Source organism: Providencia sp. PROV076 (assembly GCF_028483405.1).
Lineage (GTDB): Bacteria > Pseudomonadota > Gammaproteobacteria > Enterobacterales > Enterobacteriaceae > Providencia > Providencia huaxiensis.
Window position 1 is genome coordinate 17,191 of sequence record NZ_JAMPRR010000027.1, and the last position, 12,845, is coordinate 30,035.

Annotated in this window: 12 protein-coding genes; 6 read left to right on the plus strand and 6 right to left on the minus strand. The window is 42.9% G+C overall.

All coding sequences use genetic code 11. The annotated features are described in order from the left end of the window. Window positions 1-17: 17 nt before the first annotated feature. Genes sdhA through sdhC form a run of 3 tightly spaced genes read right to left on the minus strand, consistent with a single transcriptional unit; the run spans window position 18 to window position 2,512 of the window. The gene (sdhA, locus tag PSF67_RS16490; protein ID WP_102138328.1) at window positions 18-1,784 is read right to left on the minus strand and encodes a succinate dehydrogenase flavoprotein subunit; all 1,767 of its coding nucleotides are present in this window, start codon (window positions 1,782-1,784) and stop codon (window positions 18-20) included. Further along, entirely contained in the window at window positions 1,785-2,129 is a 345-nt protein-coding gene (gene sdhD, locus PSF67_RS16495; RefSeq protein ID WP_004256832.1) for a succinate dehydrogenase membrane anchor subunit, read from the minus strand. Beyond that, window positions 2,123-2,512: a succinate dehydrogenase cytochrome b556 subunit gene (sdhC, locus tag PSF67_RS16500; protein ID WP_004909059.1), complete on the minus strand. Its 390-nt coding sequence runs from the start codon at window positions 2,510-2,512 to the stop codon at window positions 2,123-2,125. Before sdhC ends, sdhD begins: the two co-directional genes overlap by 7 nt. Window positions 2,513-3,184: 672 nt before the next feature. Between sdhC and PSF67_RS16505 the strand changes: the two genes are divergently transcribed. Then, complete coding sequence (locus PSF67_RS16505; protein ID WP_004909058.1) at window positions 3,185-4,471, plus strand: citrate synthase; 1,287 nt, start codon at window positions 3,185-3,187, stop codon at window positions 4,469-4,471. Between the two features lie 81 nt (window positions 4,472-4,552). Here the strand turns inward: PSF67_RS16505 and PSF67_RS16510 are convergent, their stop codons facing one another. Further along, window positions 4,553-5,314 (minus strand): AraC family transcriptional regulator, encoded by a 762-nt coding sequence (locus PSF67_RS16510; RefSeq protein WP_102138327.1) that lies wholly within the window; start codon window positions 5,312-5,314, stop codon window positions 4,553-4,555. A 130-nt stretch (window positions 5,315-5,444) separates the two neighbouring features. Between PSF67_RS16510 and PSF67_RS16515 the strand changes: the two genes are divergently transcribed. Then, the gene (locus PSF67_RS16515; protein WP_166266328.1) at window positions 5,445-6,572 is read left to right on the plus strand and encodes a multidrug effflux MFS transporter; all 1,128 of its coding nucleotides are present in this window, start codon (window positions 5,445-5,447) and stop codon (window positions 6,570-6,572) included. Between the two features lie 168 nt (window positions 6,573-6,740). Here the strand turns inward: PSF67_RS16515 and PSF67_RS16520 are convergent, their stop codons facing one another. Both PSF67_RS16520 and PSF67_RS16525 read right to left on the minus strand, forming a co-directional pair. Beyond that, a complete protein-coding gene (locus PSF67_RS16520) occupies window positions 6,741-7,484 on the minus strand; it encodes a type 2 GTP cyclohydrolase I (RefSeq protein WP_102138325.1) in 744 nt (247 codons plus the stop codon). Between the two features lie 232 nt (window positions 7,485-7,716). Then, window positions 7,717-7,923, minus strand: a complete 207-nt coding sequence (locus PSF67_RS16525) for a YbfA family protein (RefSeq protein WP_036957942.1) — start codon at window positions 7,921-7,923, stop codon at window positions 7,717-7,719. 440 nt (window positions 7,924-8,363) lie between these two features. Between PSF67_RS16525 and kdpF the strand changes: the two genes are divergently transcribed. Genes kdpF through kdpC form a run of 4 tightly spaced genes read left to right on the plus strand, consistent with a single transcriptional unit; the run spans window position 8,364 to window position 12,839 of the window. Beyond that, the gene (gene kdpF / locus PSF67_RS22110) at window positions 8,364-8,453 is read left to right on the plus strand and encodes a K(+)-transporting ATPase subunit F (RefSeq protein WP_102138324.1); all 90 of its coding nucleotides are present in this window, start codon (window positions 8,364-8,366) and stop codon (window positions 8,451-8,453) included. A 1-nt stretch (window position 8,454) separates the two neighbouring features. Continuing rightward, window positions 8,455-10,158 (plus strand): potassium-transporting ATPase subunit KdpA, encoded by a 1,704-nt coding sequence (gene kdpA / locus PSF67_RS16530; protein WP_210848884.1) that lies wholly within the window; start codon window positions 8,455-8,457, stop codon window positions 10,156-10,158. Between the two features lie 13 nt (window positions 10,159-10,171). Next, on the plus strand, window positions 10,172-12,235 hold the full coding sequence (gene kdpB, locus PSF67_RS16535) for a potassium-transporting ATPase subunit KdpB (RefSeq protein ID WP_272677276.1): 2,064 nt from the start codon (window positions 10,172-10,174) through the stop codon (window positions 12,233-12,235). Between the two features lie 10 nt (window positions 12,236-12,245). Further along, window positions 12,246-12,839, plus strand: a complete 594-nt coding sequence (kdpC, locus tag PSF67_RS16540; protein WP_166266319.1) for a potassium-transporting ATPase subunit KdpC — start codon at window positions 12,246-12,248, stop codon at window positions 12,837-12,839. Window positions 12,840-12,845 lie beyond the last annotated feature (6 nt).

Sequence of the window (12,845 nt, forward strand, 5' to 3'; positions counted from 1 at the left end):
TGGATTAACACCACGCATTAGTAGGTACGAATTTTCGGTGGGAAGGCTTCACGCAGTTTTGGCTGCATGTTGACTTCACGACGCGTCATCGTTTCAGATTGCGGTAAATATAATGAGTGACATAACCAATTCGCATCATCTCGTTCTGGGTAGTCAAAGCGGCTATGCGCACCACGACTTTCTGTACGGAAGTTTGCAGCTTGTGCCGTTGCATAAGCCGTTTCCATCAGGTTATCCAGTTCTAAACATTCGATACGCTGAGTATTAAATTCAGTCGAAGTATCATCAAGGCGTGCATTTTGCAGACGCTCACGGATCACTTTCAGCTCTTCTAAACCTTTCGCCATTGCATCACCCTCACGGAATACCGAGAAGTTATGCTGCATACAGGTTTGCAGTGCTTTACGGATTTCAGTTGGGTCTTCACCCGTACGCGCACCTTCCCAACGGTTAAAACGTGTCATCGCTGCATCAATATCAGATTCAGATGCATCACGCATTGAACCTTGCTCCATGATGGATTCTTTCAAGTGCAGACCCGCTGAGCGACCAAATACCACTAAGTCGAGAAGTGAGTTACCCCCTAAGCGGTTAGCACCATGTACTGATACACAGGCAATTTCACCGACCGCAAACAGACCAGGAATGACTTCATCTTCGCCTTTTTCGTTATAACGCAGAGCTTGACCCGTCACTTTCGTTGGAATACCGCCCATCATGTAATGACAGGTAGGAATAACAGGGATTGGCTCTTTGATTGGGTCAACGTGAGCAAAGGTACGAGATAATTCAAGGATACCCGGTAAACGAGATTCCAGAACGTCTTTTCCTAAGTGATCCAGTTTCAGCTTGGCGTGTGGACCCCATGGGCCATCACAACCACGACCTTCACGAATTTCAATCATGATTGAGCGCGCAACAACGTCACGACCCGCAAGGTCTTTCGCGTTCGGCGCATAACGCTCCATGAAACGCTCGCCGTCTTTATTCAACAGGTAACCACCTTCACCACGACAACCTTCTGTCACGAGAACACCCGCGCCAGCGATCCCCGTAGGGTGGAATTGCCACATTTCCATATCTTGCAGTGGAACACCTGCACGAGCAGCCATTCCCACGCCATCACCCGTATTGATGTGTGCGTTAGTGGTTGATTGGTAAATACGACCCGCACCACCCGTTGCTAAAATAGTTGCTTTCGCTTTGAAATAAACCAGTTCGCCTGTTTCCATACAAATTGCAGTACAACCTACAACATCGCCGTCTTGGTTTTTAACTAAATCAAGGGCATACCATTCAGAAAAAATGGTTGTGTGGTTTTTTAAGTTCTGCTGATACAAGGTATGTAACAGTGCATGGCCAGTACGGTCAGCTGCAGCTGCAGTACGCGCAGCTTGCTCACCACCGAAGTTTTTAGACTGACCACCAAATGGACGTTGATAAATACTTCCATCATCAAGGCGCGAGAACGGTAACCCCATATGTTCTAATTCGAGGATAGCTTCTGGCCCTGTTTTACACATGTATTCGATAGCGTCTTGGTCACCGATGTAGTCGGAACCTTTAACGGTGTCATACATGTGCCATTCCCAGTTATCAGGATGCGTGTTACCTAAAGCAACCGTGATACCACCTTGCGCTGATACAGTATGAGAACGAGTTGGAAAAACTTTTGACAGAAGCGCACAAGATAGGCCCATCTGTGAAATTTGAAGTGCTGCGCGCATACCTGCGCCACCCGCACCGATAACGATAGCGTCAAACTCTCTGATTGGCAGATTCATTTATGCACCCCACACAACAATTGTTCCGTAAATTAAATAAGCCAACAGACCTACAACGATAGCCAGTTGCAATACTAAACGAATTGCTAAAGGTTTAACGTAGTCAGTCAGCACTTGCCACATGCCAATCCACGCATGAACAAGAATCGAGAACAACGTGAGGATAGTGAATACTTTCGTCACAGAAGAGGCAAAAAAGCCACGCCAGACGTCATAGGTAATGTCATTAATAGCAACAAAACCAACAATGTAGAGTACGTAGAGCGCGATGACAATCGCAGAACCACGGATTAATAGCCAGTCCTGGATACCAGTACGGCCTAAAGCTGAAGCATTACTTACCATACTAAAATCCCCGCCAGAATTGCTAAAATCACGGTAATGACAAATGTAATTTTTGCAGATGAGTTACCAGCAGCAAGCGTTTCATCAACACAACCGAAATCCATTAGCATATGACGAATACCACCACAGATGTGGTAAGCCAAAGCTGTCAAGATGCCCCAAAGAATGAACTTAGCAAAAAAGCCAGTCATTATTTCAGACGCGTATTGAAAACCTTCTGGAGAGGAGAGAGATGTCCCTAACAACCAAAGCAGAATACCAACTGCGATGAGAGTAATGACGCCAGAGACACGGTGCAAGATCGAAGATATTGCAGTGATCGGGAAGTGAATCGTCTGCAAATCAAGGTTGACAGGTCTTTGTTTTTTCACAATTTTGCCCACACAGCTCTTTATTATTTTCCATCCTCCGGACCTGGGGTGGAAATCAGACAGCGACAGGGGTACAAAATGCAACTTAACACAAACTCTAATCCATCATGTTTAAATAAAGTTGCATACTGATCACGCTGGGAACTCCTACTACAGGGTAATCCGGAGACCTGCCGCTAGTATAAAGTCTTCACAATGCCATTACAATTCCCACACAAAATGTTTGGAGACATTTAGCCCGAACAGTGAGAGGGATCACGATTTAAACATTTTGTATAAATGTGCTTATCTTATTTGACAATGATTCAACATTTATCTTACATATAGGTCTGGCAGAATTATCTTAACGGTGCTGTTGACACTTCATCGTAAAAAGAAAAAAACGTGAATGTTGCAATGTTAAGTACTCTTCAATTTGAACTATGATGGGTATTAATAACAAAAGTTATGAAAGTTGTTCCCCTTACCACAAATAATGATATTGTAGGGAAAACAACAAAAAGAACATAACATCTACACACTCATAAACAACCTAATTACATTGTCGTCGGTCTCAGATTTCAGGTTTTATGTGATAGCGAGCTGATTTCCAAAGCATACCGGTAGAACAATGCATGAAGACACAGTATAACGCTGAGCTTCTGGGTTGTTGGGTGTCGATTATCAAGCGCTAAGGAGACCGTAATGGCTGATAACAAAGCTAAGCTAACGACTGGTAGTAAGGGTGATATTGACCTAGATATTTTAAGCCCAACGATTGGTCAAGACGTTATCGATGTCCGAACTTTAGGTTCTAAAGGGTTTTTTACCTACGACCCTGGTTTTACTTCTACTGCATCCTGTGAATCAAAAATCACCTATATCGATGGTGATCAAGGCATCCTGTTGCACCGTGGTTTCCCTATCGATCAACTCGCCACTGAAGCCTCTTATCTCGAAGTTTGTTATATCCTGCTATACGGTGAAGCACCAACTCAAGAACAATATGACGTATTTAAAAATACGGTGACTCGCCATACCATGATCCATGAGCAAATTACTCGCATGCTTAATGGTTTCCGCCGTGACTCACACCCAATGGCTGTATTATGCGGTGTTACTGGCGCACTAGCAGCTTTCTATCACGATGCATTAGATGTTAACAACCCACGCCACCGTGAAATTACGGCTTATCGTCTGCTGTCGAAAATGCCAACAGTCGCAGCGATGTGTTACAAATATTCAATTGGCCAACCTTTTGTTTATCCACGTAATGACCTGTCATACGCGGGTAATTTCTTGCATATGATGTTCTCGACACCATGTGAAGAATACACAGTTAATCCTGTTTTAGAACGCGCAATGGATCGTATCTTAATCCTACACGCTGACCACGAACAAAACGCTTCAACCTCGACTGTACGTACTGCGGGTTCATCCGGTGCAAACCCATTTGCTTGTATCGCGGCAGGTATCGCTTCACTGTGGGGGCCTGCTCACGGCGGTGCTAACGAAGCTTGCTTACGTATGTTGGAAGAGATCCAAACTGTTGAGCACATTCCTGCATTTATCGAGCGCGCTAAAGACAAAAATGACTCTTTCCGCTTGATGGGCTTCGGTCACCGTGTTTATAAAAACCATGACCCACGTGCAACGGTAATGCGTGAAACTTGCCATGAAGTTCTAAATGAACTTGGCTTGAATGACAGCTTGCTGGAAGTCGCTATGGAGCTGGAACGTATCGCATTGAACGACCCGTATTTCATTGAGAAAAAACTGTACCCGAACGTTGACTTCTACTCAGGTATCATCTTGAAAGCAATGGGTATTCCATCTTCAATGTTTACTGTTATTTTTGCCATTGCACGTACCATTGGCTGGATTGCACATTGGAATGAAATGCACGATGACGGCCTGAAAATTGCTCGTCCTCGCCAGCTATATACCGGCTATGACAAACGTGAATTCAACTCTGAATTAGCAAAAAAATAATATTTAATTAAATCTGAACCCTACATATGCTAAGGCCTCGAATTTTCGGGGCTTTTTTCTTTTTTACTGATGTCATTTAGCTTACTGCTGTTGATATTCCCTTGGTGTCATTCCGCTCATTTTGCGGAAAAAACTGATAAACGCGCTATCACTTGTTAGACCAAGCTCTTGAATAATATAGTGATAAGGTTTTTCTTGTGCAAGCAACTCAATCGCTTTAATAAACCGCCATTGTTGTCGCCATGTTTGAAATGTCATGCCTGTTTCTTTCAAGAAAATACGCGTGATTGTTTTCTCACTCGCACCGATAGTCTGCGCTAACTGGTTTAAATTCGGTGGTAATTGCTCGATATCAATCCCTTTAAAGCGTCTATCTTGCGGTAATGGCAACAGTGTTGGCTCTAAAGCTGCACTTTGTAGCTCATCGATAAATACCGGTAATAAGTTGGCCAAACGCCCCTGCTGCCAATCACTCTCAAACGGCGCAATAGCAATACGTTCTAGCACTTCCCTTAGTAATGGGGAAATATTCAAAATAACCACATCATTCCCGATTTTTTTGGCATATTCTTCTGATAAATAAACCGATCGATACCCCACGGATGCCTGCATTTGTGCCCGATGAAGAACAAATGGAGGGATCCAAGCCACTCTACCAGGGGGAAGCAAAGACAGGCGATTTTCCAGTGAAATTCGTATACACCCTTGTTGTGTAAACAAAAGCTGCCCCATTTCATGTTTATGAAAACCAGAGTCATGCTGCCCCATTTTTGCCGCGATCCCCAATACTGGCGCACGATACCAATGAGTTTGAAATTTATCTGTTTGATTTAGCCAAGCCATAATGTCTCTTTTTTGATATTTATAGTCTTTATTATTGTAATAAGACAATGAAAATAACACTAAACTACCTGCTATTAAATCGTTGTATCTAATTAGACCCTTTATTTTTAGTCGATTGGTAGGAAAAAGTATGAAACACCCTCTTTCATTATGGCTTGCTGTTGCCTTAATGATGTTTCCTCAAATTGTGGAAACCATATACAGCCCCGCTCTCACTGATATTGCCAGCGCTTTCTCAGTAAATGCGGAACAAGCTTCACAAACACTGTCGCTTTATTTCTTTGCTTTTGCATTAGGCGTGGTGTTTTGGGGACGTATGTGTGACACCTTAGGGCGTCGCCCGACTATTTTGGCGGGTTTATTGATTTACGGTATTGCGTCTGTTGGTGCGTTATTTGTCACACATTTTTATTTATTATTATTAATGAGAATGTTGTCTGCATTTGGCGCTGCCGTCGGTTCAATCGGTACACAAACCGCTATGCGTGATAGCTACCAAGGCCATGAATTAGCGAAAGTTTTTTCTATCATGGGTGTTGCTTTAGCAATCAGCCCCGCGTTGGGAATGTTATCTGGTGCTGGACTCGTCAGTTTTGGCGGTTATCGAACCGTTTTTATCGGCTTAGCTATTTTAGCTGTGGTGCTTTTTCTCTGGTCAGCCTGTCGTTTACCTGAGACCAAGCCTGAAAACGTGACGCAAGTCTCATTTATTGAGACATTTTTACGCATGATCGCTGATAAAGAAATTGCTAGAAATGTGATCTTGATAGCATTTTTCAATATTAATTTATTTAGCTATTATCAGCTGGCTCCATTCAGTTTTGAACAATTAATGCTCACTCAACAACAGTTTGGATTAACAGGGATATTATTAGCGCTTGGGGTTGGTTTAGGTTCGATATCAAATCGCTATTTATTGGCTAAAAAACACACATCTGAGCAGCTTGTAAAACTGTCTAGCGTGATTTCCTTGGTGAGTGGCTGTTTGGTTTTTGTGCTAATGGATTCAATTTGGTTCGTTTTACCCGTTATCGGAGTCGTTATTGGTTACGGAATTGCGATCCCGAACATACTTGCCCATGCATTAAACCGTTATGGTGACAGAAAAGGCACCGCTGGCGCAATTTTAGGTTTATTTTACTACATCGGACTCGCCATCGGTCTAATGGTCGCTGGCTGGAGCCAACACTTAGGTTTAGTGTTAACTATTTCAAGTGCAGTATTAGTTTTCGCATCGTTAAAATACCGAACCCAATAGCTATTTTTATTTTTATTTTTATTTTTATTTTCAATAGATTATCAATCTTCTAAGTATTTCGAATCACAGCTAGGCGGCAAAAGAGTGAAGCCCTAGTCACATACACAAGTATGTGACTAGGGTTCACGAATGCAGCCAACAACGCTGTGGTTTGAAAGACGAAGAAGATTAGGCAGGGTTATCGATATCGATAAATTCGGCATCTAACCCATGTTCATCTACGAGCCACTTAGTCAACGCCTTGATCCCATAACGCTCCGTTGCGTGATGCCCTGCGCTGTAGAAATGGATCCCCATTTCCCTTGCTATATGAATGGTTTGCTCAGAAACTTCCCCTGTTACAAAGGCATCTACACCAAATTCAGCTGCTTGTAGAATGAAGCCTTGCCCTCCCCCTGTACACCATGCGATTTGGCGAATTTCTTCTTTTGCATTATCACCACAATGCAGGACTTTACGGCCAAGACGAGTTTCTAAACGAGACGTTAACTCTGAAGGCGTAATGGGTTGGTCAAAAAAACCAAATGGCATTAATGGGTCGATTTGGCCATTCACCTGCACCCCCATAATATAAGCAAGCTGGGTATTATTACCTAATTTGTGGTGCGCATCTAATGGGAGGTGATAACCATATAGGTTGATATCATTCGCTAATAATGTTTTTAAGCGATTTTTTTTCATTCCTTTGATAATGGCTGGCTCATTTTTCCAAAAATAGCCATGGTGAACAATGATGGCATCGGCTTTCTTTTCAACAGCGGCATCTAGCAATGCTTGGCAAGCTGTCACACCAGTGATGATTTTATGTACATGTGGCCGCCCTTCAACTTGCAATCCATTCGGTGCAAAATCTTGGAACTCACTAACTTTCAATTCATCATTAATGATTTCTTCTAATCTTAAGTTATGCATTATATTGTCCTTTTTACTGCACAGCTAAACTGTTTACCCACCAGTTTGAACGTAATTAACTGATAATCAATAAGCATAAACGGAAACATGATTTTTTTCTGTGTTATTTAGAGCAAATCGCGGGTATTGCCCCATGGAAAATAACTGATCATAAAATAAAGAATGGAAGATAAAAAACAAAACCCCCACAATTCAACATTGTAGGGGTTATTACTAGGCACTCAACTCTAAATTAGCGATGACTTTCCAGTGTTGTCTCTGAGCGTTCTAACCAAACGGGTTTATCGCTAGTCTTAGCCCAAACCTTATGTAAATGGCTATAAAATTTTGCTCTTTTTGGATAAAAAACCATAACCGGAAACGCAATAATGCCAGCTGTTACAGCAGCAGTGCGGCGTGCAAGTACCTGATTACGGGAATATTCGCGATATGTGGACATCGATATCCTCCTTCAGTTGCCACTTTATTTGTCGATCCCAGCGTTGCTCTATCATTCCCCATTAACACACATTTCCCATTAACACAGTAGTAAAGAGCGACTAAAACCGAGCAGATAATATGAAAAATATTGACTGTGAATAGAATATCGCAAATTGTGTAATAAAACCACTCATCTGACCACTTTAAATGTAAATATGACTAAAAAAACTGACCATTCCGTATTTTTACTACATAATTTAACCGAATTATGTTTTATATAAACATAAAAATCACAATCACATAACAATTGGCAATTCCCTTCAGAGATAACCACGTACTCTTTCAAGCAAATAAATCGTCATTTTTATACTTTTTTTACACCCAGCCCGTGCTTTTTATCAGCTTCTTTACAGTGAACCCTTTAGCCTTATCACATGGAAATAATAAGGAGAAAACACTGTGTCATTACTTTCCATTACTGGGGCAGTTCTCGTCGTTTTACTGCTAGCGTATCTGATTTATGCCCTGCTTAACGCGGAGGATTTCTGATATGGCGACTACCACATTGCTATTTTTAGGTAGCTTTTTACTGATCCTATTCATCTTAGCAAAACCTTTAGGTAATGGTATTGCTCGGTTAATCGACAATGACATTCCCCGTCGATTAGAAGCCAGTGAATCCCTACTTTGGCGTTTAACAGGTGTCAAACAGCCGGGAAGGCACATGGCTGAGATGAATTGGCAACAATATGCCTTAGCGATTGTATTATTTAATTTTTTAGGTTTTATTCTATTATTCGCTATTTTGATGAATCAAGGCTATTTACCGCTTAATCCACAACATTTTGGGGGAATGAGCTGGGACTTAGCCTTCAATACCGCGGTTAGTTTTATTACTAATACAAACTGGCAAGCCTATAGTGGCGAAAATACATTAAGCTATTTAAGCCAAATGGCAGGGCTGACAGTCCAAAACTTCCTGTCTGCTGCCACAGGGCTTGCCGTTGCCTTCGCAATTATTCGTGCTTTTTCACGCCATGGCAGTAAAACTGTCGGCAATGCGTGGTTAGATATTTACCGAATTACGGTGTATTTACTCTTCCCTTTAGCGGTTATTTTTGCGCTCTTTTTTGTCAGCCAAGGTGTTATTCAAAATTTTTCCAGTTATTTACTTATTCATCCTTTAGATAGCAGTGAACAGCTACTCCCTATGGGGCCCGTTGCATCACAGGAAGCGATAAAATTGCTCGGCACAAATGGCGGTGGATTTTTTGGCTCTAACTCATCACATCCTTTTGAAAACCCAACGGCACTCAGTAATTTTGTACAGATGTTAGCGATTTTCCTCATTCCTACCGCGCTTTGCTTTGCTTTTGGCCGTGTTGTTGGTAACAACAAACAAGGCCACACTTTACTCTGGGTTATGGGGATCATTTTTGTGGTTGCTGCCATCGCCGTGGTTAAAGCGGAATATGTGGGAAACCCATTTTTAACCGAACTACACGCAACGAGCTCCGCCAATATGGAAGGAAAAGAGAGTCGCTTCGGTATTGTTGGCTCCGCTTTATTTGCCGTCGTTACCACCGCGGCATCTTGTGGTGCAGTAAACGCAATGCATGACTCCTTTACCGCGATGGGCGGGATGGTACCAATGTGGTTAATGCAAATTGGTGAAGTCGTATTTGGTGGTGTCGGTTCAGGTTTATACGGTATGTTGCTATTTGTGCTACTTGCTGTATTCCTTGCTGGCCTGATGATTGGCCGGACCCCTGAATACCTCGGTAAAAAAATCGAAGTGCGTGAAATGAAAATGGTTGCACTGGCAATTTTGGTCACCCCAACCTTAGTGCTGCTAGGTACAACGATTTCATTAATGAGCGAAGCTGGGCGTGCAGGAATTTTAAATCCAGGTGCTCATGGGTTTAGTGAAGTGTTATACGCTTTTTCTTCTGCTGCCAATAATAATGGTAGCGCTTTTGCAGGTCTCAGCACAAATACCCCGTACTACAATGTGCTACTTGCGATAGCTATGTTTATCGGTCGCTTTGGTGTCATTCTTCCTGTTTTAGCAATCGCGGGTTCTATGGCCAATAAAAAACCACAAGCCCAAAGCCACGCCACTTTACCAACAACAGGCCCTTTATTCATTGGGTTACTGATTTTCACTGTGCTTCTCATTGGTGCCCTAACCTTTGTACCAGCCCTTGCTTTAGGTCCAATTGCTGAACAATTACACATTGGTTTTGCGGGTTGATGAGGAGGAAAATATGAACAATAAAAATATTAAATTATTCGATAATAAGCTAATCAAGCAGTCTATTTTTGAGTCTATCAAAAAATGTACACCACAAGCACAATGGCGTAACCCAGTGATGTTTGTAGTTTTTATTGGCAGTATTATCACTACGTTTCTCTGGTTAGCCATGGTAATGGATTACACACAAGGCAGTGCTTGGTTCAGTGGAATGATCACCCTTTGGCTATGGTTTACAGTTATTTTTGCCAACTTTGCAGAAGCACTTGCTGAAGGGCGAAGTAAAGCACAAGCCCAAAGCTTAAAAGGCGTTAAACAACAAAGTAGCGCAACGCGTTTAGCTTTGCCCTCACTGGATGCGAGCCAAGAAATAGTGAGTTCAGAGCAGTTACGTAAAGGCGATATAGTGTTGATCCGTGCAGGAGAAACCATTCCATGTGACGGTGAAGTCATCGAAGGCGGTGCTTCGGTGGACGAAAGCGCAATCACTGGGGAGTCCGCCCCTGTGATCCGTGAATCCGGTGGAGATTTTTCCTCTGTAACAGGGGGAACTCGCGTACTTTCCGATTGGCTGATCGTGGAATGTACCGTTAACCCCGGTGAAACCTTCTTAGATAGAATGATTTCCATGGTTGAAGGTGCGCAACGCCGTAAAACACCCAATGAAATCGCACTCACTATTTTGTTAACTGCACTCACGATAATTTTCGTCCTCGTTTGTGCAACTTTGTACCCTTTTACCCTTTTTGCCGCAGATTATGCAGGTGCTGGCGATGCGGTTTCTATTTTAGTATTGATTGCCCTATTAGTCTGTTTAATTCCAACCACCATTGGCGGCTTGCTTTCATCTATCGGCGTGGCAGGGATGAGCCGCATGTTAGGGGCAAATGTGATTGCCACCAGCGGTCGCACAGTGGAAGCAGCAGGAGACGTTGACGTTCTATTACTCGATAAAACGGGGACAATTACACTGGGAAACCGCCAAGCCTCCGAATTTTTACCGCTAACGGGTATCACTGAACAGCAACTGGCTGATGCCGCACAATTGTCTTCTTTAGCCGATGAGACACCTGAAGGGCGCAGCATTGTGGTGCTAGCGAAACAAAAGTTCAATTTACGCGAAAGAGACATTCATGCCCTGAATGCAACCTTTGTTCCTTTCTCCGCGATGACACGTATGAGTGGAGTCAATATTGGCGAACGGATGATCCGCAAAGGTTCTGCTGATGCGATCCGCCGTTATATTGAAGCTAACCAAGGTAAATTCCCTGTTGAAGCGGATCAACTGGTCGAAAAAGTAGCCCATTTAGGTGGAACTCCACTTGTGGTGGTTGATAATAAGACGGTTTTAGGTGTTGTTGCATTAAAAGATATCGTCAAAGGGGGTATGAAAGAACGCTTTGCCCAAATGCGCAGTATGGGTATCAAAACTGTGATGATCACAGGGGATAACCATTTAACAGCCGCGGCAATTGCAGCAGAAGCAGGAGTGGATGATTTCCTTGCAGAGGCTACACCGGAAGCCAAACTCGCGTTGATCCGCCAATATCAAACTGAAGGCCGCTTGGTTGCCATGACAGGTGACGGCACCAACGATGCGCCAGCACTGGCGCAAGCGGATGTCGCAGTGGCAATGAACTCTGGCACCCAAGCAGCAAAAGAAGCCGGTAATATGGTGGATTTAGATTCTAACCCAACCAAGCTGATTGAAGTGGTGCATATTGGTAAACAAATGCTGATGACCCGTGGTTCATTAACGACGTTCAGTATTGCCAATGATATTGCTAAATACTTTGCGATTATTCCTGCGGCCTTCGCCGTAACATGGCCACAACTTAACGCATTAAATGTAATGCATTTGCACTCACCTGCCTCTGCAATTCTTTCCGCAGTGATCTTTAATGCATTAATTATTATTTTCCTGATCCCTCTAGCAATTAAAGGGGTTAATTATCGCCCAATGAGCTCACAATCATTATTGCAACGTAACCTAGGTATTTATGGTTTAGGCGGGCTGATTGTGCCATTTATTGGGATCAAGCTCATTGATCTATTTATTAGTCTCTTTGGGATTTAAGGTATTGATTATGAATATGATCCGTTCATCGATTATTATGCTATTAATACTCACTCTTTTTACCGGTATAGCCTACCCATTAATGGTAACGGGCCTCGCTCATGTTTTCTTTCCATGGCAGGCTAATGGCTCTTTGCTCACTCAAGATGAGCGTATTGTTGGCTCAGCTTTGGTCGGGCAAAATGTGAGTAACGTCCGCTACTTTCACGGTCGCCCCTCCTCAACTATTGATAGCCCCTACAATGCATTAGCTTCTGGTGGAAGTAATTTAGCGGTCAGCAATCCATTATTACAACAAGTTATGACTGAACGCAGTGAACAACTGCGCGCAGAAAATCCCGATGCCAGTCGTGCAATTCCCGTGGATTTACTCACAACGTCTGCCAGTGGCTTAGACCCCAATATTGCTATTGATGCAGCGTTATACCAAGCGCCACGCATTGCAAAAAGCAGGCAAATTCCATTGAATGCGGTAAAATCATTGATAGAAACACATACTGAACAGGCACTGTTACCCTTTTTAGGCGAACCAGTCATTAATGTGCTAAAACTGAACTTAGCACTTGATGAATATCAACAACAAATAAATAGTCAAACTCACTAGGGGCTA